The sequence below is a fragment of the Cupriavidus lacunae genome (assembly GCF_003353055.1).
In the GTDB taxonomy this organism is placed as follows: domain Bacteria; phylum Pseudomonadota; class Gammaproteobacteria; order Burkholderiales; family Burkholderiaceae; genus Cupriavidus; species Cupriavidus lacunae.
In genome coordinates, this window is sequence record NZ_QKWJ01000012.1 from 127090 (window position 1) to 147603 (window position 20514).

17 protein-coding genes and 1 pseudogene are annotated in these 20514 nt (G+C 65.5%); 13 read left to right on the forward strand and 5 right to left on the reverse strand.

Going from position 1 to position 20514, the window contains the following annotated elements; translation table 11 throughout:
- Positions 1-135: 135 nt before the first annotated feature.
- A complete protein-coding gene (locus tag DN412_RS12890) occupies positions 136-1149 on the reverse strand; it encodes a zinc-dependent alcohol dehydrogenase family protein (protein WP_115015950.1) in 1014 nt (337 codons plus the stop codon).
- Positions 1150-1359: 210 nt separating this feature from the next.
- Here DN412_RS12890 and DN412_RS12895 point away from each other — a divergent pair, with 210 nt between their 5' ends.
- The 3 genes from DN412_RS12895 (at position 1360) to DN412_RS12905 (ending at position 3731) form a co-directional block, all read left to right on the forward strand.
- Positions 1360-2340 carry a Bug family tripartite tricarboxylate transporter substrate binding protein gene (locus tag DN412_RS12895; protein ID WP_161564000.1) on the forward strand — a complete coding sequence of 327 codons (981 nt, stop codon included), beginning with the start codon at positions 1360-1362 and terminating at the stop codon, positions 2338-2340.
- A 20-nt stretch (positions 2341-2360) separates the two neighbouring features.
- Positions 2361-2567: a hypothetical protein gene (locus DN412_RS12900; RefSeq protein ID WP_115015954.1), complete on the forward strand. Its 207-nt coding sequence runs from the start codon at positions 2361-2363 to the stop codon at positions 2565-2567.
- A gap of 351 nt (positions 2568-2918) precedes the next feature.
- Positions 2919-3731 carry a GntR family transcriptional regulator gene (locus tag DN412_RS12905; protein ID WP_115015956.1) on the forward strand — a complete coding sequence of 271 codons (813 nt, stop codon included), beginning with the start codon at positions 2919-2921 and terminating at the stop codon, positions 3729-3731.
- Between the two features lie 15 nt (positions 3732-3746).
- Here DN412_RS12905 and DN412_RS12910 read toward each other — a convergent pair whose 3' ends face one another.
- Positions 3747-4754 (reverse strand): YeiH family protein, encoded by a 1008-nt coding sequence (locus DN412_RS12910; protein WP_115015959.1) that lies wholly within the window; start codon positions 4752-4754, stop codon positions 3747-3749.
- A gap of 236 nt (positions 4755-4990) precedes the next feature.
- Between DN412_RS12910 and DN412_RS12915 the strand changes: the two genes are divergently transcribed.
- Positions 4991-5836, forward strand: a complete 846-nt coding sequence (locus DN412_RS12915; RefSeq protein WP_425267412.1) for a TauD/TfdA dioxygenase family protein — start codon at positions 4991-4993, stop codon at positions 5834-5836.
- Positions 5837-5870: 34 nt separating this feature from the next.
- On the opposite strand, the gene DN412_RS12920 is transcribed toward DN412_RS12915, so the two are convergent.
- Complete coding sequence (locus DN412_RS12920; protein ID WP_115015961.1) at positions 5871-6539, reverse strand: GntR family transcriptional regulator; 669 nt, start codon at positions 6537-6539, stop codon at positions 5871-5873.
- Between the two features lie 416 nt (positions 6540-6955).
- Between DN412_RS12920 and DN412_RS12925 the strand changes: the two genes are divergently transcribed.
- From DN412_RS12925 to DN412_RS12940, 4 genes are read left to right on the forward strand one after another with little or no spacing between them, the layout of a single operon-like run.
- Positions 6956-8242: an MFS transporter gene (locus tag DN412_RS12925; protein ID WP_115015963.1), complete on the forward strand. Its 1287-nt coding sequence runs from the start codon at positions 6956-6958 to the stop codon at positions 8240-8242.
- 16 nt (positions 8243-8258) lie between these two features.
- Complete coding sequence (locus DN412_RS12930) at positions 8259-9071, forward strand: putative hydro-lyase (protein WP_115015965.1); 813 nt, start codon at positions 8259-8261, stop codon at positions 9069-9071.
- 28 nt (positions 9072-9099) lie between these two features.
- On the forward strand, positions 9100-10734 hold the full coding sequence (gene pxpB / locus DN412_RS12935; RefSeq protein ID WP_115015967.1) for a 5-oxoprolinase subunit PxpB: 1635 nt from the start codon (positions 9100-9102) through the stop codon (positions 10732-10734).
- Positions 10735-10763: 29 nt separating this feature from the next.
- Positions 10764-12494, forward strand: coding sequence for an acetyl/propionyl/methylcrotonyl-CoA carboxylase subunit alpha (locus DN412_RS12940; protein ID WP_115015969.1), 1731 nt, complete (start codon positions 10764-10766; stop codon positions 12492-12494).
- A gap of 80 nt (positions 12495-12574) precedes the next feature.
- Here the strand turns inward: DN412_RS12940 and DN412_RS12945 are convergent, their stop codons facing one another.
- Entirely contained in the window at positions 12575-13492 is a 918-nt protein-coding gene (locus DN412_RS12945) for a LysR family transcriptional regulator (RefSeq protein ID WP_115015971.1), read from the reverse strand.
- A 147-nt stretch (positions 13493-13639) separates the two neighbouring features.
- On the opposite strand from DN412_RS12945, the gene catA reads away from it, so the two are divergent.
- From catA to DN412_RS12970, 5 genes and pseudogenes are all read left to right on the forward strand, one after another.
- The gene (gene catA / locus DN412_RS12950) at positions 13640-14563 is read left to right on the forward strand and encodes a catechol 1,2-dioxygenase (RefSeq protein ID WP_115015974.1); all 924 of its coding nucleotides are present in this window, start codon (positions 13640-13642) and stop codon (positions 14561-14563) included.
- 104 nt (positions 14564-14667) lie between these two features.
- Positions 14668-16090: pseudogene (gene benA / locus DN412_RS12955) on the forward strand (benzoate 1,2-dioxygenase large subunit).
- Positions 16087-16602: a benzoate 1,2-dioxygenase small subunit gene (gene benB, locus DN412_RS12960; protein ID WP_115015976.1), complete on the forward strand. Its 516-nt coding sequence runs from the start codon at positions 16087-16089 to the stop codon at positions 16600-16602. Before benA ends, benB begins: the two are co-directional and overlap by 4 nt.
- A 21-nt stretch (positions 16603-16623) precedes the next feature.
- The gene (gene benC / locus DN412_RS12965) at positions 16624-17643 is read left to right on the forward strand and encodes a benzoate 1,2-dioxygenase electron transfer component BenC (RefSeq protein ID WP_115015978.1); all 1020 of its coding nucleotides are present in this window, start codon (positions 16624-16626) and stop codon (positions 17641-17643) included.
- Between the two features lie 17 nt (positions 17644-17660).
- A complete protein-coding gene (locus DN412_RS12970) occupies positions 17661-18446 on the forward strand; it encodes a 1,6-dihydroxycyclohexa-2,4-diene-1-carboxylate dehydrogenase (protein ID WP_115015980.1) in 786 nt (261 codons plus the stop codon).
- Between the two features lie 62 nt (positions 18447-18508).
- Here DN412_RS12970 and DN412_RS12975 read toward each other — a convergent pair whose 3' ends face one another.
- Positions 18509-20101, reverse strand: coding sequence for a SagB/ThcOx family dehydrogenase (locus DN412_RS12975; RefSeq protein WP_115015982.1), 1593 nt, complete (start codon positions 20099-20101; stop codon positions 18509-18511).
- Positions 20102-20514: the final 413 nt, after the last annotated feature.

Here is a 20514-nt window from a genome sequence, read left to right on the forward strand (position 1 = left end):
CCCGGGAACAGGCGGAGCAGCCCAGCCTACCCTAAGAGCGGGACGTGCTCATAGATCCAGAAGGCAAGGATTGCTGGTGCCAGCCGCCGCGCTGACAAGCGGACGCCGGCCGGCCAGTCCGGGAGGAACCAGCAATCAGATATCCAGCACGATCTTGCCGATGTGCTGATTCGATGCCTGGTAGCGAAAGGCGTCAGCGATCGCTTCCAGTGGAAAGTGCCGGTCAATCACCGGGCGGATGCCAGTGGCATTCAGGGCTCGTACCATGTCAAGCTGGTGTTGGCGGCTCCCCACCAGCAGGCCGGTCAGGCGCAGATGCTTGCGCAGCAACTGGGTGATGGTGATCGGCCCGGTCGGGTTTCCCAGTGAGCCGATCACGGCGATATGTCCGCCGACACGGGCCGCCGTCATCGATTGATCGAGCGTTGCCGCTCCGCCGACCTCGATAATATGGTCGACCCCGGCGCCGTCCGTCATCTCGCGCACGGTCTCGCCCCACTGCACGGTCTTGCGATAGTTGATCAGGTAATCGGCGCCAAGCTCGCGGAGCCTGGCTAGCTTCTCGTCCGAGGATGAGGTGGCAATCACGCGCGCGCCGGCCGCCTTGGCGAATTGCAGGGCGAAGACCGATACGCCGCCAGTGCCAAGAACCAGCACGGTTTCCCCGGCCTTCAAGGTGCCATCGACAAACAGTGCCCGCCATGCCGTCAGCCCGGCCGTGGTCAGCGTCGCAGCCTCGGCATGGCTGTATCCGTGTGGGGCAGGCGTGAAGCATCTTGCAGGTAACGTTACGGTTTCCCGCGCAAAGCCGTCGACGCCATCCCCGGGGACGGTGGCGAAATCGCACACGCGAGGTTCTCCGTCCAGCCAGGTCGGGAAGAAGGTGCTGACGACACGGTCGCCAACCGAAAATTCCTTCACGTCAGCGCCGACGGCTGTGACGTCCCCGGCGCCGTCAGCCATTGGAATGCGCCTGTCTTTCAATCCACGACGGCCGGACACCACGGCGAAATCATGATAATTGAGCGAGCTTGCGCGAATGCGGACGGTGATCTCGCCCTGTCCGGGGGGCGCGGCCGTGGCTTCCCCGATCACCATGCGATCGAGGCCGGCCGGTGGATCGAGATAAATGGCTTTCGATGCAGTCATGGCATTCCCTTAGTTTGCGACAACAAGTGCGAGGCAAGTTTATCATCGCTGAATTATTAATGTCGACGAGCGGGCTGAGGACGAGGGCATTGCTCAAACAAATAGTGTCGACAAGAATAAAAGTGTGTACCATGGTCCATGCGTCGCGCCGACTGTGAGTGCTGCCAGCGAGCAGCGCCGGGCGCCCCGTACACCAAGGAGACCCCAACCATGTTCGACGCGAGAAAATGCCTCGCCGCGGTATGCGCCATCTGGTTTGGCGCGGCGACAGCGCAGGCCAGTGCAAATACCTATCCCGAACGCCCGGTCCGATTGATCGTGCCCTTTCCTGCCGGTAGCAGCATCGATACCGCGGCCCGGGTGCTGGCGCGAAACCTGACGCCGGCGCTTGGCCAGGCCATCGTGGTGGAAAACAAGGCAGGCGCTGGCGGCACAGTCGGCGCGGTCGCGGCGGCGCATGCGGCACCTGATGGCTACACCATCTTCCTTGGCTCGGTGGCGCAGCTGATCGGCAAGGTGGCGCAGCCGTCGGTGGCCTTCGATCCGTTGAAGGACTTTGCGCCGGTCTCGCTCACTTACCGGTCTGCCGCGATCGTCACCGTCAGTACGCAGGCCCCGGTCCAGTCGGTTGCCGATCTGGTGCGCTGGGCAAAGGCCAATCCCGGCGCACTGAACTATTACTCCGGCGGCGTAGGGACGGCGGCACATTTGCTCGGTGCCACCCTTTCCACCAAGGAGGATGTGAAGACGGTGCACATCCCGCTTCGCGCGGTGACCGACATGCTGCCGCAACTCGGTGACAAGACGCCGCATTTCGCCTGCTTTATCGCGCCGGCGGTGCGGCCCTATGTCGAATCCAGGCGTCTTCGGGCGCTGGCGGTGTCGTCGCGCGAACGGCTGCCGCAACTGCCGGACGTGCCCACGCTGTATGAGGTCTTCAAGGACGAGGACTTTGTCCAGGAGAGCTGGCTGGGCATCTGGGCGCCGGCAGGCACGCCAAAGCCGGTCATGCAGAAGCTGTTCACCGCGACGGAGCGCGCAGTCAACTCGGCTGACTTCAGGGACGCGATGCGTCGCCAGGACCAGCAGGCGATCGCCAGCAGCAGCCCCGAAGCCTTTGCTTCGTATATGCGTGCGGAGTACGCCAAGTGGGAGCGGCTGGCCAATGTGGCGCAGCTCCCGCGTCAATAGCCGGGCAGGGTGGTCATGACATGAAAGACGATCAGCGCGCCGGCGGTGGCGCCAGCTTCCGTCGCCGCCTGGGCCGGACTGTCTGTCACGGATTCTCCCGGCTTGCCGGGTTTCTGGCCTACGCGGCCACGGCGATGCTGCTGACCGACATGGTGGCGTGGGACAGCGATGGCAGGATTGTGCGCCGCTACCTGCAACAGAGCGAGGCACCCACGGCCGGGGAGTGAGCCGGCTGCGCGAAGCGCAAAGCGCAAAAAGCGGGCAGGGCGGTGTCAGCCGCCGTCCTGCCGCCAGCGCGTCGGCGACTTGCCGGACTGCGCAGCGAACCACCTGGGACATCCCCTCCGGCTGGCGGCCAGCCCCAACAATCCGCGGGCGACGCGCTGCGCCATTACCGCCGGCGTCGCCTGAACGCCATCAAGACCACACCATGCCGGATCCGCGCCCCGCGGACGGGCCCGATGCGCCATCCGCCAGCCGGCCCGGTGCGCGGCGTGAGGTAAGATCTTGGGCGGCGCGCGCACCGCACCGCAGCGCCGGCGCCAGACCTGTTCGCAACCCTCGGAAGGACCCCATTCATGGGCAGACTCAAGACTACCAATACGCCTGAACTGCAGGCCCTACTGACGCAGCAGACGCCGCAGAATCCGGTCACGCTGGCGGTCGAGCAGGCGCTGATGCATGGGCGCGACTGGTCGGCGTCGGTGGCTGAGCAGATCGCGGTGCGGCTGGCTGGCCTGATCGCCATCGACGTGATCCACGCCGGCCAGCGCCTGCTGGAGAAGGACATCAGCGAGGTCCTGGAGGTCAGCCGCGCCCCCGTGCGCGAGGCCCTTCGCATCCTGGAGCGCGAACGGCTGATCGAATTCCGCGCGCGCCGCGGCGCCATCGTCACGGAGCCGAATGCGCAGGACCTGCGGGATATCTACGTGGTGCGCGAGGCGTTGTTCGCCATCCTGCTGCGGCAGCTGGTGGAAGAGCGTCCGGAGGCGCTCGATGCCCTGTTCGAAGCGTTCATGCCGCAGGTCAGCAGGGCGTTGGAGGATTCCGCCGTGGATGCCTATTCCAGCGTGACGTTCCTGGCGAACATGGCGATGGCGGACCTGTCGAGCAACCGGCTGGTCGGCGATTTGCTCAATTCCCTCTCGCTGCGGACCCTGCGCTATGTGCGGCTCGGGCTCGCATCCAATCCCGGCTTGCTCGAGAATAATGTCAAGACCTGGCGCGCGCTGCAGCGCGCCGTGGCCAAGCGCGACATCGACGCGGTCCTGCAGACCGCGCGCAAGCGCATTGAAAGCTCCCGCGATGCCGCCATTCGCGCGCTGCCTCGCGGGGCGCCGAAAGGCAAGGGCGCCGCCTCGGGCCGCGCCGCGCCAGCCAAGGCCGCCTGAGCGGCGGCCGTCCCACTATAGCGCGCCGGTCAGCTTCTGCATCAGCAGGCTGCTGGCGGCAACGCTCACCCAGACCAGCAAGCCCAGCAGCAGCGGGCGCCATCCGGCGCGCCGGAGCCGCGCGACATCCGTGCTCAGCCCGATTGCCGTGAGCGCGCCGACAATCAGCAGCGGCGCGACCAGCCGTACCGCGCCGATGAGCGTGGCAGGCAGCCATTGGTTGGTGGCGGACGCGGCCACGAACATGACGATAAACCAGGGCACGCTGCGGCGGATCGAGCCGTCCGCACGGTCGCGCTGGTACAGCATCGCGATCACCACGACCACCGGTACGATCATCATCGCGCGCGTTAGCTTGACGATGGTGGCATATTCACCCGCGGTGGCGTTCCAGGCATAGGCTGCGGCGACCACCGAAGACGTGTCGTTGATCGCGGTGCCCGCCCACAGTCCGAAGCCCGCATCCGTCATGCCGAGGAGTTTCCCGGCGACGGGGAAGAGCATCACGGCGACGATATTGAACAAGAAGATGGTGGACAGCGCGTAGGCCGTGTCATGCTCGTCCTGCTTCAGGATCGGGGTGATGGCGGCGATGGCCGAGCCGCCGCAGATGGCGGTGCCGGCGCCGATCAGGACCTTGAGATTGCCCGGGATGCCCAGCGCACGCCCGGCTGCCACGGCGACCACGAACGCGACCGTCAGCGTGACCAGCGAGACCGGCAGGGAATGCAGGCCAGTGCTGGCGACGTGCTGCAGAGGCAGGCTGAAGCCGAGGGCCACGATCGAGTATTGCAGCAACTGCTTCGAAGCGAAGCGGATGCCGGGCAGACATCGCTCGCCAGGCGTGAACCACTGCCGGCAGGCGATGCCGAGCATCATGCCGGTCACGGCGCCGCCCAGCAGCGGGAAGGCGCGGCCAAGCAGGGCAGCCGGAATGGACAGGAGCACGACCAGCAGTAGTCCCGTAAGCATGGAACGGAATGTCGACGGCGGGCTGGCGGGGCGGGTCTGGGACGGTGTCATGGCCATCTCCTTCGTTGGGCGATTGCACGCACTGCGTGCCTGGCACAGGGCAAACGCGTCTGCAACCACCCTGCGCCTGCTCGATGCAGGAAACTCTAGCACGTTTATAAGATTAATGTCGACACTATAAAAGACGGCTGCTAGTATCCATTCAGGCGTCGCTCAGGACGCCGCCCGGAGGAGCGGCGGCCGCCGCGCAGGCCCATGCATTTTTCCCAACGAGAAGGAGACGAAGAATGATCAAGGTAGAGAAGCTGACCAGCTGTATCGGCGCCGAGTTGTCAGGCGTCAGCCTGGGCGACGCGTCGCGCGATGCCGGCCTGTTCGCGGAGATCAAGGCCTTGCTGCTGCAGCACCGGGTGCTGTTCTTCCGCGACCAGGACTTCACCCGCGCCGAGCACGTAGCCTTTGCGCGCCGTTTCGGCGAACTGGAAGACCATCCGGTGGTGGGCAGCGACCCCGAACATCCTGGACTGGTGCAGATCTATCGGTCCGACGAAAAGCAGCCTTACGAGAACAACTACCACACCGACGGCCTGTGGCGGCCGAATCCGCCGATGGGGGCGGTGCTGCGCTGCGTCGAGTGCCCGAAGGAGGGCGGCGATACCATCTGGGTGAACATGGTCGAGGCCTACCGGCGCTTGCCGGATGAGGTCAAGCAGCGCATTGCCGGCTTGCGCGCGAAGAGCAGCATCGAACATTCGTTCGGTGCGGCCATGGCGCAGGATGAGCGCGAACGGCTTGCCACGGCCAATCCGCCGGTTGAGCATCCGGTGGTGCGCACCCACCCGGAGACCGGCGAGAAGATCCTCTACGTGGGCAGCTTCACCACGCATTTCGTGAACTACCACACCGTCGCGAACGTGCGCTACGGCCAGGACAAGAACCCTGGCGCGAGCCTGCTGCTGAACTACCTGCTGAGCCAGGCAGCGATCCCCGAGTTCCAGGTCCGCTTTCGCTGGCGGCCGAACAGTGTGGCGGTCTGGGACAACCGGGCCACGCAGCACTATGCGGTGATGGACTACTGGCCGGCGCCGCGCAAGATGGATCGCGCCGCGATCATCGGGGACAGGCCGTATTGAGCGAACTCGCCGTGTTGCCAATGCCCCGGCAGGCTCAACGCCCCTTGAAAATCGGGTGCCGCGCGTAAACCGACAGCACGATGCGCTCGGACTGCGTCAGGTAGTCGTTGAGGGCCACGGCGCACTCTGCCAGCTTGCCCGACTCGAACAGTTGCAGGATGTGCTGGTTCATCTCGACATAGGGACCATGCAGGAACTCCGGATCCTGCAGCATGCCGAAGGCCAGGCGCAGTTCGGCGAGCAGGTGGGCGAACATCACGTTCAGCCGCTCGCTGTCGGCCAATTCCACGATCGCCATATGGAACTCCATATTGGCGGTCCCCGCACCCTGCCAGTCGCCCTTGTCGCGGCAGCGCAGTCCCGCTTCCACGGCTTCGCGCAGATGCTTCCTGGCCGGATGGCCCGGGTAGGCCTGGGCGATGGCCTGGCACTCGATCATGCGGCGCACCCGGTAGATGTCGATGATGGCCGCAATGCTGGGAATGGCCACGGACACGCCGCGGTTGGGTTCATGCTTGAGCAGGCCTTCCTTGGTGAGCACGCGGAAGATCTCGCGCAAGGTATTGCGCGAGATCTGCAGGCTTTCGCTTAGCGCGGCTTCCGACAAGCGCTGCCCGGGCGCGAAGTCGCCATGCACGATGCGCTGGCGCATCTGTTCCGTGACCCGCTCGGCCAAATTCTTTACGTCAGGACTGGATGTCATGTTGGGTGGATCGGGGCCGGCTGGTTCCGGTATGCCCGTGCCGGGATGTTATCGCACTTTGTTGAACAATATGCACACGAATGGTGCGAGTGACGCCATGTCAACCTGCCTTCGGTGTATACCATGATCGATCAACGCCAAAAATTGTTGAACAATATTAGTACGGTGGTTGAGGCATGTATGTGGATGGGTCAACATTCCATGTGCTTTGCCGAGCAACGCCTGGCGCGGGATCGATGCATGGCGTTGTCGCTCGCTTCCGGCAACTGTTCACAACCCCGACGGCCCCTGGCTTGAAGGTGACGGATCCCGATCGGTCATCGGAGGCTTGGCACCCAGCATGAATCGGAGCATCGTCGTGAGGATCGCGCGAAGCGATTTCTCCACGCTTGCCCTTATCCATAGTGAGCGCAACCATGTGGCTTAAAGAAACCACCCGAGAAGAGCGCAAGACGCTTTTCGCCGCCTTTGTCGGCTATGGGGTCGATGCATTCGACTACATGATCTACACCTTCATGATCCCCACCTTTATCCTGGTGTGGGGCATGACCAAGGCCGAGGCCGGCTATATCGCGACGGGCGCGCTCATCAGCTCGGCCATTGGCGGCTGGCTGGCCGGCATCCTGGCCGACAAATACGGCCGCGTGCGGATCCTGCAGCTGACCGTGCTCTGGTTCAGTCTCTTTACGTTCCTGAGCGGATTCACTCAGTCTCCCGAGCAACTGTTCGTGACCCGCATGCTGCAAGGCCTGGGGTTCGGCGGTGAATGGTCGGTCGGTTCGGTGCTGATCGCCGAAATGATCCGTGCCCGCCACCGCGGCAAGGCCGTCGGACTGGTGCAAAGCAGCTGGGCAGTTGGCTGGGGCCTGTCGGCGATTGCATTCTGGGCAGTCTATGCCGTGTTCGAGCAGCAATACGCATGGCGCGTGCTGTTCTGGCTCGGCGTGCTGCCGGCGATCTTCATCCTCTACATCCGCCGCAATATCTCCGAGCCCGAGGTGTATCAGGAAACCAAGGCCAAGCTGGCCCGCACCGGGCAAAGCAACAACTTCATGCTGATCTTCAAGCCCGGGGTGCTGCGCGTCACGGTGCTGGCAAGCCTGCTGGCGACCGGCATGCAGGGTGCCTACTATTCGGTGACGACCTGGCTGCCGACCTACCTCAAGATGGAGCGCAACCTCTCTGTGCTCAACACCAGCGGCTACCTGATGGTGCTGATCGCCGGGTCGTTCGCCGGCTACCTGACCAGCGCCTGGCTGTCCGACCGCCTGGGGCGCCGGCGTTGTTTCATGCTGTTCGCGGTGAGCGCGGCCGTCCTGGTGATCTGCTATACGCAACTGCCGATCACCGATGCGGCGATGCTGCTGCTGGGCTTCCCCTTGGGCTTCTTCCTGTCGGGGATCTTCTCCGGCATGGGGGCTTACCTGACTGAGCTGTATCCGAGCCATATCCGCGGCTCCGGACAAGGCTTTACCTACAACTTTGGCCGTGCGGTCGGCTCGGTATTCCCGGCCATGATCGGGCATATGAGCGCATCGATGTCGCTGGGTGTCGCCATCGGCTATCTCGCCGCCGGCGCCTATGGGCTGGTCGTCATCGCCTGCCTGCTGTTGCCCGAAACGCAGGGGCGCGAACTGCTCGGCGAAACCGAGGCTGGCACTGATGCACTGGCAAAGGCAGAACCCTCGCGGGCTGCATCCTGACACTGGAGACATACGCATGCAAGATTCCGCACTGGAACGCGCCCGCCTCGCAGCCGTAAATGCCGCCCGCGAGGCGCGCGCAAGCTATCGTGCCGGCACCAGGCAACCTACCGCCGGTGTTGCCCCGGGCATGACGCAAGCCAACATGATCGCCTTGCCGCGAGACTGGGCATGGGACTTCCTGCTGTACGCGCAGCGCAACCCCAAGGCGTGTCCCGTGCTCGACGTCATCGAGGCGGGCGCACACCAGACCGTGCTGGCGGAAGGCGCGGACATCCGCACCGACATTCCGCTGTATCGCGTGTGGCGTGACGGCAAGCTGGTGGAGGAAGTGGCGGATGCCACGTCCCTGTGGGCCGGGCAGCCGGACCTGGTCACCTTCCTGATCGGCTGCAGCTTCACCTTCGAAACCCCGCTGCAGGAGGCCGGCATCGAGGTGCGGCATATCGCCGACGGCTCCAACGTGCCGATGTACCGCACCAACCGCCAGTGCCGCCCGGCCGGGCGCCTGCATGGCGAGATGGTCGTGTCCATGCGGCCGATTCCGGCCCATCGGGTCGCCGATGCGGTGTCCATCAGCGGACGTTTCCCGTCCGTGCACGGCTCGCCTGTCCATGTGGGCGACCCGGCCGCGCTGGGCATTGCCGACATCGCCAGGCCCGACTTCGGTGACGCCGTGCGCATCGAGCCAGGCGAAATCCCGGTGTTCTGGGCCTGCGGCGTGACGCCCCAGGCGGCCGTGATGGCATCCGGCGTGCCATTTGCCGTCACCCATGCGCCAGGCTACATGTTCATTACCGACGTGCCGGACACCACGTACCACGTTTAAGACCACCGGGTTATTTGTGGAGCTAGTTTTGCGTTTCCTGCCCGTCACCTCGAATGCATTGCTGGTGGAACTGGCCGACCTGGACCAGACGCTGGCCTTGCTGGCTTCGCTGCAGCGAGAGCCTCTTCACGGCGTGGCCGAGCTGGTGCCAGCCGCGCGTACCATCCTTGTGCGCTTCCGCCCGTCGGCCACCAGCGCTGCCGCGCTGGTGCGCGCTATCGCCGCGCGCGACCTGTCGCAGCGCGTCGAGCGCAGCAGCATCCTGGTCGAGATTCCGGTGCGCTATGACGGCGAGGACCTGGCGGAGGTTGCGCACCTGCTGGGCATCGCGCCCGAGGAAGTGGTGCGCCGTCACACCGGCAGCGAATACACCGTCGCCTTCACCGGCTTCGCTCCGGGCTTTGCCTACCTGAGTGGCGGCCACCCCAGTTTCGACGTGCCGCGCCGCAGCACGCCGCGCACGCGCATTCCCGCGGGCGCGGTGGGCCTGGCCGGCACCTTCAGCGGCGTCTATCCGCAGGCCAGCCCCGGCGGCTGGCAGATCATCGGCGTGACTCCGGTGGCGATGTGGGACCTGGGCCGCGAACAGCCGGCGCTGCTGCAGCCCGGCTATCGCGTGCGTTTCGTCGATATCGCCACGCTCGATGGCACGGTGGACGCAGGCGCCGGCATCAGCGTTGACGCGCCGGTGCGCCAACCTTTCCCGGCAGCCGATGCGCGTGGCCACGAGTCCAGTGCGCCCGGCGCCGCGGCACTGAAGGTGAAGGGCACGGGACTGCTGACGGTGTTCCAGGACCTCGGCCGACACGGCCAGGCAGGGCAGGGGGTCTCGGCCTCGGGAGCGATGGATCAGGCGGCCCTGAAGACGGCCAACCGCCTGGTGGGCAACCGCAGCGATGACGCGGCGCTCGAGACCGTGGGCGGCGGCCTGCAGTTGCAGAGCCTTGGCGAAACCGTGCTGGCTGTGACCGGCGCCGATGCAGCGCTGACGGTGCGCACCGCCGATGGCCGGCAATGGAGCGTCCCGGGTCACCAGGCCGTGGCGCTGGCCGATGGCGACACCCTAAGCATCGGCCAGCCGCTTGCCGGCGCTCGCTGCTATGTGGCGGCACGCGGCGGATTTGCCGTTGCGCCGGTGCTGGGCAGCTGCGCCACCGACACCCTGGCCAACGTCGGCCCCGCGCCGCTGGCAGTAAGCGATGTGCTGGGCCTGTTGCCCGCTCCGGCCGGAGCCGCGGTGGGCACGCCCGCGCTGCCTGCCGCCGACCTGCCCACTGTCGGGCAGGACGTGGTGCTGGATGTGGTGCTGGGTCCTCGCACCGACTGGTTCACGCCCGAATCCGTGGCGCGCCTGGCCGCGCAGCGCTGGCAGGTCACGCCACAGTCCAACCGCGTGGGCCTGCGCCTGGCCGGCGAGATGCCGCTGGAGCGCGCCATCACCGGCGAGCTGCCGAGCGAGGGCACCGCCCTCGGTGCGCTGCAGGTGCCGCCCAGCGGCCAGCCCGTGCTGTTTCTGGCCGACCACCCGCTGACCGGCGGCTATCCCGTGATCGGCGCCGTGGCACCCCATCATCTGGACCGCGCTGGCCAGATTCCTGTGGGCGCCTGGCTGCGCTTCAACCCGATCGGCGCCTTCGAAGAACTGCAGCCGTGCGCCGCCTGAGCGCGCACAAGCCCCAACCGAGATTTGCGATGAAGAAAGTCCTGATTGCCAACCGTGGCGAAATTGCCGTCCGCGTCATCCGCGCCTGCGCCGACTATGGGGTGGGTTCGGTGGCCGTGTATGCCAACGCCGATATCGACGCCCTGCACGCGCGCCTGGCCGACGAGGCGTATGGCCTGGACGGCGACCGTCCCGCCGACACGTACCTGAATATCGCCAAGCTGCTCGATATCGCCCGCCGCAGCGGGGCCGATGCCGTGCACCCCGGCTACGGCTTCCTGTCGGAAAGCGAGGCCTTTGCCCGGGCAGTGATTGATGCCGGCCTGACCTGGATCGGCCCGTCTCCCGCCACGATTGCCCGGCTGGGCGACAAGGTGGAAGCGCGCAAGATCGCTTTGCAGGTTGGCGCCCCGCTGGTGGCCGGCACGCCCGACCCGGTCGCGGATGCCGGCGAGGTGCTGGCCTTTGCCGAGCAGTACGGCCTGCCGATCATCATCAAGGCGGCCTTCGGTGGCGGCGGCCGCGGCATGAAGATCGCCTGGCGCATGGATGAAGTCGAAGAGCTGTTCGCTTCTGCCGTGCGCGAGGCAGTCACGGCCTTCGGCCGCGGCGAATGCTTCGTGGAGCAGTTCCTCGACAAGCCGCGCCATATCGAAGCGCAGGTGCTGGCCGACCAGCATGGCAATGTGGTGGTGCTGGGCACGCGCGACTGCTCGCTGCAGCGCCGCAACCAGAAGCTGGTCGAGGAAGCGCCCGCGCCGTTCCTGACCGACGCGCAGCGCGCGCGCATCCACGCCGCCGCCCGCGATATCTGCGCGGCGGCCAGCTATACCAGTGCCGGCACGGTGGAATTTCTGCTTAGCACCAGCGGCGCGATCTCCTTCCTTGAGGTCAACACCCGCCTGCAGGTCGAGCACACCGTGACCGAGCAGACCACGGGCGTGGACCTGGTGGTCGAGCAATTGCGCGTGGCTGACGGCCTGCCGCTCTCCATTACCGAAACGCCGGTGCCGCTGGGCCATTCGATCGAGTTCCGCATCAACGCCGAAGACGTCGGCCGCGGCTTCCTTCCCACGCCCGGACCGGTGCAGCGCTTCGACGCCCCGTCGGGGCCCGGCGTGCGCGTGGACTCGGGCGTGCAGTCGGGCTCAGTCGTGCCTGGCACGTTCGATTCGTTGATGGCCAAGCTCATCGTCACCGGTGCGACGCGCGAACAGGCGCTGGCGCGCGCGCGCCGCGCGCTGCGCGAGTTCCGTATCGAGGGTGTGGCGTCGGTGCTGCCGTTCCACCGTGCCGTGATCGACCACGCGGATTTCCTCGGCGCGGATGGCTTCAAGGTCCACACGCGCTGGATCGAGTCCGACTTCGCCGAGCCGCTCGCGGCGGCGACCCGCGCCGAGCCGCAGCATGACGCCAGCCTGCTGCGCACCGCCATCGAGATCGATGGCCGCCGCATGGTTCTCGGCCTGCCAACGCAGCTGCTCCGGGGCCTGGCCAACGCGCCTGGGCAGGGCAGTGCAGCAGAGCCGGCGCCCGCAGTCGCCACCGATGCCGCCGATCTGCCGTCCCCCATCGCCGGGACCGTGCAGGCCTGGAAGGTCGCGGTGGGCGACGAGGTCAAGGAAGGCGACCTGATCGCCGTGATGGAGGCGATGAAGATGGAGATGCAGGTCCACGCCCGTCGCGGCGGGCGCGTAACGTGGCAGGCGGCCGCAGGCACCTTCCTGACGGCGGGAGCGCGGCTGGCAAGCGTTGAATGAGTTCACCAAGTGAACGCATAGACATAGACGGGGCGCTCGGCCACGATGTCGACCTTCAGCAGCAGTGGGCCAAATAGACCTTATTCCTTCTGGGGAGGCAGGTAGGCCATGCCCTCATCCTCGTAGAGCTGGTAGATCATGTCCCGCAGCGAGCGCAGGTCAGCCGACTCGTCCAGCATGCGCGTGCTCATGATAATGGGCGACACCAGCTTGGGGTCATCCAGTTCCTTGTAGGTCACGTCGCCCCGCTTGAGCCCGTAGACGCTGCTGGGCACCACCGAAATGCCTTCGCCCATTGCCACCAGCCCGAGCGCGATCTGCAGCTCGCGCACCTCGTGCAGGCGGCGCGGTTTCAGGGCGCGGTCGTGGAAGGCGGCCAGCACCTGGTCGGCATAGCTCGGGCGCGGCGCCTTGGGGAAGATGATGAGCGGCTCGCCGACCAGGTCGTGCAGCGCGAGTTCGGGCTTGGCGTCGGCCAGCGGATGGCCGACTGGCAGCGCCACGATCATGCGCTCCTCGCGCAGCACCACGCGCCGCACCGATGGGTCTTCGTGGCGAATGCGCCCGAAGCCCACATCGATGCGCCCCTCCTTGAGCGCCTTGATCTGGTCCATGGTCGACATCTCGTGCAGGCTCAGTTCGAGATCGGCATGCATCTGCCGGAAGCGCCGGATGATGCGCGGCAGCATCCCATACAGCGTGGAGCCGACAAAGCCGACTGACATCTTGTGCTCGATCTTGCCGACCCGCTTGGTCATCGCCTGCAGTTCGGCCGTCTGGGCCAGCAGTTGCAGCGCGTGGGTATAGAAGTAGCGCCCGGTGTCGGTCAGCTTCAGCGGGCGCGAGTGGCGCTCGAAGAGTTGCACGCCCAGGTCTTCTTCCAGTTGCTGGATCTGGCGCGACAGCGGCGGCTGTGCGATATGCAGCCGTTCGGCCGCCCGGGTGAAGTTGCGTTCTTCTGCCACGGCCACGAAGTAACGCAGGTGCCGCAATTCCACGACTATACCCACTGAGTATCAAGCGGATACTAAATCAGTGTTGGACTGACAAATCTGGCGTTGACTATGCTCCATCCGTGCCAGGAAGACAAGCTCGATACCTGCAAAGCATAGACCGGGACCTCACCACAACTCTGGAGACCCCCCATGACTCACTCGGAAATCGACGCCCTGGTCCACAGCTTCATCGTCGCCACCGGCACGCAAGGCACCCCCGACCCGCGCGTACAGCAAGTGGTGGTCCGCCTGACCGCGGACCTGTTCAAGGCGATCGAGGACCTTCATCTGAGCGCCAGTGAAGTCTGGAAGGGCATCGAGTACTTCGCCGAGGCGGGCGCCAGCCAGGAACTGGGCCTGCTCGCCGCCGGCCTGGGGCTGGAGCGCTTCCTTGACATCCGCGCCGACGAGGCTGAAGCCCGCGCCGGCCTGACCGGCGGCACGCCGCGCACCATCGAAGGCCCGCTCTACGTGGCCGGCGCCCCGGAAAGCACTGGCTTCGCCCGCCTTGACGACGGCAGCGACGATGGCAAGGGCGAGGTCCTGTTCATGCAGGGCACGGTCTACGGCGCCGACGGCAAGCCGCTGCCCGGCGCCAGGGTCGAGGTGTGGCACGCCAACCTGATGGGCAACTACTCGTTCTTCGACAAGACCCAGTCCCACTTCAACCTGCGCCGTACCATCGTCACCGACGCCAACGGCCGCTACCAGTTCCGCAGCAATGTGCCGAACGGCTACGGCTGCCCGCCGGAAGGCACCACCCAGCGCCTGCTGGACCAGCTCGCGCGCCACGGCCAGCGTCCGGCACACATCCACTTCTTTGTGTCCGCGGACGGCTACCGCAAGCTGACCACGCAGATCAATATCGACGGCGACAAATACCTGTGGGATGACTTCGCCTTCGCCAGCCGCGAGGGGCTGGTGCCGGCGGTGATCCGCGTCACCGATGCCACCGCGCTCGACAAGCACGGCGTGGACAAGCCGTTCGCTTCGATCGACTTCGATTTCCGGCTGCTGCCGGAGCAGGCCGGCGCCCCCGCCGCCGAGGTGGAGCGCCTGCGCGCCGCCGCCTGATTTTCCGTAGTGCCGCCCGCCGCGCGGGCCGGCAGATCCAGTCCGGGCGGCAGCGCCATGCGCAGTGCCGTCCCGCAGACAAGACATCGGCAGGAGACAACTCCATGATCCCCATCTATCCGGAGGGCAAGGCCCCCGTTCGCCCCGGCGCCAGGCGCCTTGACCTGGATGCCTTCCTGGTCGAAGACAAGGCAAGCGGCGACTACCGCCTGCACCGCCAGGCCTTCACCGACGAAGACCTGTTCGAACTCGAGATGAAGCACATCTTCGAGGGCAACTGGATCTACCTGGCCCACGAAAGCCAGATCCCGAACAACAACGACTACTACACCACCCATATTGGCCGCCAGCCGGTGGTGATCGCGCGCAATCGCCAGGGCGAGCTGAATGCCTTCATCAACGCCTGCAGCCACCGCGGCGCCATGCTGTGCCGCCACAAGCGCGGCAACAAGGCCACCTATACCTGCCCGTTCCACGGCTGGACCTTCAACAACAGCGGCAAGCTGCTGAAGGTGAAGGACCCCGAGAACGACGGCTACCCTGACTGCTTCAACAAGGAAGGCTCGCACGACCTGAAGAAAGTGGCGCGCTTCGAGAACTACCGCGGCTTCCTGTTCGGCAGCCTGAATGCGGACGTGCCGCCGCTGAAGGACTTCCTCGGCGAAGCGGCGCGCATCATCGACATGATCGTCGACCAGTCGGCCGACGGGCTCGAGGTGCTGCGCGGCTCATCCACCTACACGTTCGAAGGCAACTGGAAGCTGCAGGCCGAGAATGGTGCCGACGGCTACCACGTGTCGGCGGTGCACTGGAACTATGCCGCGACCACCGGCCACCGCAAGCAGGCGAACGCGCAGGACGACAAGATCCGCGCCATGGACGCCGGCAAGTGGGGGCAGCAGGGCGGCGGCTTCTATGCCTTCGAGCATGGCCATATGCTGCTGTGGTCGCGCTGGGCCAACCCGGAAGACCGCCCCAACTTCAGCCGCCGCGAGGAATTCGCCGAGCGCTGCGGCGCGGAAACCGCAGACTGGATGATCCAGAACTCGCACAACCTGTGCCTCTACCCCAACGTTTACCTGATGGACCAGTTCGGCTCGCAGATCCGCCTGCTGCGTCCGCTGGCCGTCGACAAGACCGAGGTCACCATCTACTGCATCGCGCCGAAGGGCGAATCCGACGAGGCGCGCGCGCCGCATCCGCCAGTACGAGGATTTCTTCAACGTCAGCGGCATGGCCACGCCGGATGATCTCGAGGAATTCCGCGCCTGCCAGCAGGGCTACGCCGGCCAGGCTCTGGCCTGGAACGACATGTGCCGTGGCGCGAAGCACTGGATCGAAGGTGCCGACGAGGCTGCGCAGCGCATCGGACTCAATCCGGTGATGAGCGGCGTGCGCACCGAGGACGAGGGCCTCTACACGGTGCAGCACCGTTACTGGCTGGACGTGATGAAGAAGGCCGTGGCAGAGCAATCCGCCGAAGCTGCGAATGAAGCCACCGACGCCGCCGCAGGGAGCGCAGCATGAGCACCGCCGACATCACCCTCGACAAACCGGTCGACCTGGCCGCCATCCAGTCCTTCCTGTACCGCGAGGCACGGCTGCTGGATGACGAAGAGTGGGACGCATGGCTTGCGTGCTACCACCCCGACGCAAAGTTCTGGATGCCCTGCTGGGATGACGACGGCAAGCTGATCACCGACCCGCAGCGAGAGATCTCACTGATCTATTACCCGACCCGCCAGGGCCTGGAGGATCGCGTGTTCCGCATCAAGACCGAGCGCTCCAGCGCCACCATTCCGGACACGCGCACCAGCCACAACCTGAGCAACGTGGAAGTGCTCGGGGTGGAGGGCGATACCTGCACTGTGCGCTTCAACTGGCACACGCTGAGCCATCGCTACCAGACCACCTACAGCTACTTCGGCATGTCGCGCTACACGCTCGACCTTGCCGGCGCGCAGCCGCGCATCCTGGACAAGTATGTCGTGCTCAAGAACGACTATATCAACCAGGTCATCGACATCTATCACATCTGATCCGGGCTGGAGGAACGCGCCATGGAACACACCATTGCCCTGCAATTCGAGGACGGCGTCACCCGCTTCATCACCTGCGGCGAGAACGAGACCCTGTCCGACGCTGCCTACCGGCAGCAGATCAATATCCCGCTGGACTGCCGCGACGGCGCCTGCGGCACCTGCCGCGGGCTGTGCGAGTCGGGCAGCTATGACCTGCCGGCATCGAGCTATATCGAGGATGCACTGACCGCGGAGGAAGCTGCCGAGGGCTACGTGCTGGCCTGCCAGACCCGCCCGCGTTCGGACTGCGTGATCCGCGTGCCGGCCTCGTCGGCCGCGTGCAAGACCGGCGTCACCACCTACCAGGGGACGCTGGCTGAGGTGGAACAGCTCTCCGATTCGACTATCGGCTTCGCCATCGACCTGGACGATACTTCCGGCCTGGATTTCCTGCCTGGCCAGTACGTCAATGTCGAGATCCCGGGCACCAGCCAGACGCGCTCATACTCCTTCAGCTCGGCGCCCGGCAGTGCGCGCACCGGCTTCGTGGTGCGCAACGTGCCGGAAGGCCGCATGAGCACCTGGCTGACCAGCCAGGCAAAATCCGGCGAGCGCGTGGCGTTCTCGGGCCCCTACGGCAGCTTCTACCTGCGCGAGGTAGTGCGGCCGGTGCTGCTTCTGGCCGGCGGCACCGGCATTGCCCCCTTCCTGTCGATGCTTGACGTACTGGCCGCCAGCGGCTGCGCGCAGCCGGTGCGCATGGTCTATGGCGTCACGAACGACATCGACCTGGTGGCACTGTCGCGCATCGACGCGGCCCAGGCCGCGTTGCCCGGCTTCGAATACCGCACCTGCGTCGCTGAACCTGCCAGCAACCACGCCCGCAAGGGCTATGTCACCGCCCATGTGGAGCCGGAATGGCTCAACGGCGGCGATGTCGACATCTACCTGTGTGGTCCCGTGGCAATGGTGGAGGCTGTGCGTGGCTGGCTGCAGGAGAGCGGCATCACACCCGCCGGCTTTTACTACGAGAAGTTCTCGGCCAGCAACGCAGCGTGAGCAAGGAGCACGACACAATGAGAACCTCTACACGCTTTGCCGGCAAAGCCATGATCGTGACCGGGGCCGCGCAAGGCATCGGCCGCGGCGTCGCGCTGGCCGCCGCCGCCGAGGGCGCTTCGGTGGCGCTGGTCGACCGCTCGGCGCTGGTCGATGAAGTCGCGGCGCAGATCACTGCTGCCGGCGGGCAAGCCATCGCGGTGCACGCCGACCTGGAGCGCTATGCCGGCGCCACGCAAATGGCGCAGGCGGCCGAAGCAGCCTTCGGCCGTATCGACATCCTCGTCAACAACGTGGGCGGCACGATCTGGGCCAAGCCCTTCCAGGCCTATGAGGAGGACCAGATCGAAGCCGAGATCCGGCGCTCGCTGTTCCCCACGCTGTGGTGCTGCCGGGCGGTGCTGCCCGGCATGGTCGCGCGCCGCCAGGGCGTGATCGTCAATGTGTCGTCGATCGCCACGCGCAGCATCCACCGCGTTCCTTACGCAGCGGCCAAGGGCGGCGTCAACGCACTGACCGCCAGCCTTGCCTTCGAGCATGCGCACGAAGGCATCCGCGTCAACGCCGTCGCCACCGGCGGGACCGAGGCGCCACCACGCAGGATTCCGCGCAACGGGGAAGCGCAAAGCGAGCAGGAGGCGATCTGGTACCAGGCCATCGTCGACCAGACCACGGCCTCCAGCCTGATGCACCGCTATGGCACGATCGATGAGCAGGTCCATGCCATCTTGTTCCTGGCCTCGGACGAAGCGTCGTACATAACCGGCACGGTCCTGCCCGTCGGCGGCGGGGATCAGGGCTGACGGCCGGAGCACAAATACTGAATGGCTGGCGAGATTGACTGACCTGCTTCGTGTCGGGTGCATTACTCCTGATGCAGTGCAGATGCCGACAGGCGCTGATCGACCATGGCGTCGCCGACGGTAAAGTGATACAGGCTTTGCCAGGCGTGGTCCTTGATTCCGAGCATGGCGTGCATTTCATCATCGAAAAAGCAGCCAATCCCCGTTGCGCGCGCTCCGGCAGCTTCGGCTTCAAGATATAGCGCCTGGCCGAGCATGCCGCATTCCCAGAAAAGATGGCGATAACGCCAGGGTTGCTTCAGGGCGATCTCGAAGTTCGCGAGCATCCCCAGCGCAAAGCACGAATCGGCGGCAATATCCTGATGACAGCAGATCAACTTTGCCACCGCGCGCAGATCGTAAGGCAGCAGAAAATAGAGGGGCAGATGGTCCGGTCCAGTCCTTTGCCACAGCCATTCCGGGCGCATAGCCTGCTTGAGGCCTGGCAGCGCCCCAGGGTCCCTCACTAGCACATACAGGCCCGGCTCCAGCCCGTCCACACGGTGCACCAATAGCGCCGGATGCACCGCGACAGGGGACTGCTGGGCATTCCACGGTGGCGTGTCGCGACGTACCAGCAGGCACGCCATCATGGTAAAAAAAGCCGCAGTGGTGATGCGCGTCGTCCCATCGAAACGCGTAGCGCTGCGGCGCTGCCGGGCGATCTGCGCAAAGCTCAGATCGAGGACGGGCGTCGCAGACCACAGGCGCGGCTCCGGACTTGGCGAGGTCGGTTCGCGAGTACGAGACTTGTGCGTGGCACGATGGATCGAATCGATATCCGGCCAGCTCTCATGTCCCGCGCTTAGCTGATTCGCGTATCCGTGCCAGTGTGCCTTATCCAAAGCCGCCCACAGGCGCTCTGGTTCAGGTTGTGCGTCAGGATTGCCGATCCAAAGCAGGACATCCGGTACCTCTGGTTCGGCTGCTCCGAAATCCTCGCTGCGGTTCAATCCAAGCAATGCGGCTAACGCATCGTCCGCAGCCGTCTCCACCAGCCGCGTCTGCCAGCCGAGGGCCGCCGCCGCGTAACTTACTGCGGCGATGGCATGCCCGCAGTCATGCTGGCAGTAGCGCCAGGCACGCATTCCGTATTTCCACGCCTCGCGCCAGTGGATCGAGCTGAGCCCGACCAGGACACCACCGTCCGAAAATGCCTCGGTCCATCGCGGATCATCCACTGCAGCGCGATGTTCAAGCACGTGGTCGCGGCTCAGGTAATGGTAGACCCCGCCAGACAAGCCAGGCAGCGTCGGACACAGAAGATAGCCCTCGGTCGGGTGCAGATTCCCACTCGAAGGGTTGCAGCGCAGTGCCCACCGCTGGGCGCCGTAGGATTTCCACGCCGACAGGCCAAGTGAGAGTTCGAAAAGGATTGCCAGGGTGCGAAGACTGAATCTCTGCGCGGGCGGAAGCGTGCCGGAGCGCAGTTCGTTGTAGCGTGCGGCCAGGGTATCCGCGGCGGGCGGCAGAGCCATCCGCGGGGTGCCGTGAAACACTCGGAACGGGTCTGGCTGGGTTGCCCAGTCGAGTCCTCGGGGGCCAGGGGCATAGCTGTTGACACGGTGCTTGCTGCGTTCGTGATATTCAAGCAACGCCTGCGATAATCGGCCCATGTTCCTTCAGTCCAGGAATACCCGCCGCACCCCGCTACCACGCGCTATGCTCCTCGTGGGGCATTGGGAGATACATAGATCGCGTTACCGGCTATCGTGGGTTCGAACTCGAGGTTGACTTAGCAGGCACTTCCGAAGACATGCCCGGTACTTGGTGCACGCTCGACACCCACTCGACGCCCTCCGTCAGTTATGCCAGCTGTCGACCGTCATGAAGCGTACCATTCAGGAACCGGGTGGGGTTAACGTCGACGAGCACAATGACTTGCCTCCGAAGTTCAGATGGCAATGTAAAGTGGACCCCTCGGTCAAGACAGATTTCAACCGAGTTTAAGCTGCATCCATTTCTTCACATGCAGCGGAACAGCGCTGCCCTGATTTTGCGCGGGGAGAATCCCCTGCGCAGCGTAGCG

What these genes read in the sequence shown, in the direction of transcription:
- DN412_RS12925 (WP_115015963.1), top strand. Translation starts at nt 6,956, where the DNA reads ATGTGGCTTAAAGAAACCACCCGAGAAGAGCGCAAGACGCTTTTCGCC.
- DN412_RS12975 (WP_115015982.1), bottom strand. Translation starts at nt 20,101, where the DNA reads ATGGGCCGATTATCGCAGGCGTTGCTTGAATATCACGAACGCAGCAAG.
- DN412_RS12890 (WP_115015950.1), bottom strand. Translation starts at nt 1,149, where the DNA reads ATGACTGCATCGAAAGCCATTTATCTCGATCCACCGGCCGGCCTCGAT.
- DN412_RS12940 (WP_115015969.1), top strand. Translation starts at nt 10,764, where the DNA reads ATGAAGAAAGTCCTGATTGCCAACCGTGGCGAAATTGCCGTCCGCGTC.
- DN412_RS12895 (WP_161564000.1), top strand. Translation starts at nt 1,360, where the DNA reads ATGTTCGACGCGAGAAAATGCCTCGCCGCGGTATGCGCCATCTGGTTT.
- DN412_RS12920 (WP_115015961.1), bottom strand. Translation starts at nt 6,539, where the DNA reads ATGACATCCAGTCCTGACGTAAAGAATTTGGCCGAGCGGGTCACGGAA.
- DN412_RS12910 (WP_115015959.1), bottom strand. Translation starts at nt 4,754, where the DNA reads ATGACACCGTCCCAGACCCGCCCCGCCAGCCCGCCGTCGACATTCCGT.
- catA (WP_115015974.1), top strand. Translation starts at nt 13,640, where the DNA reads ATGACTCACTCGGAAATCGACGCCCTGGTCCACAGCTTCATCGTCGCC.
- benB (WP_115015976.1), top strand. Translation starts at nt 16,087, where the DNA reads ATGAGCACCGCCGACATCACCCTCGACAAACCGGTCGACCTGGCCGCC.
- DN412_RS12900 (WP_115015954.1), top strand. Translation starts at nt 2,361, where the DNA reads ATGAAAGACGATCAGCGCGCCGGCGGTGGCGCCAGCTTCCGTCGCCGC.
- benC (WP_115015978.1), top strand. Translation starts at nt 16,624, where the DNA reads ATGGAACACACCATTGCCCTGCAATTCGAGGACGGCGTCACCCGCTTC.
- DN412_RS12930 (WP_115015965.1), top strand. Translation starts at nt 8,259, where the DNA reads ATGCAAGATTCCGCACTGGAACGCGCCCGCCTCGCAGCCGTAAATGCC.
- DN412_RS12905 (WP_115015956.1), top strand. Translation starts at nt 2,919, where the DNA reads ATGGGCAGACTCAAGACTACCAATACGCCTGAACTGCAGGCCCTACTG.
- DN412_RS12970 (WP_115015980.1), top strand. Translation starts at nt 17,661, where the DNA reads ATGAGAACCTCTACACGCTTTGCCGGCAAAGCCATGATCGTGACCGGG.
- DN412_RS12915 (WP_425267412.1), top strand. Translation starts at nt 4,991, where the DNA reads ATGATCAAGGTAGAGAAGCTGACCAGCTGTATCGGCGCCGAGTTGTCA.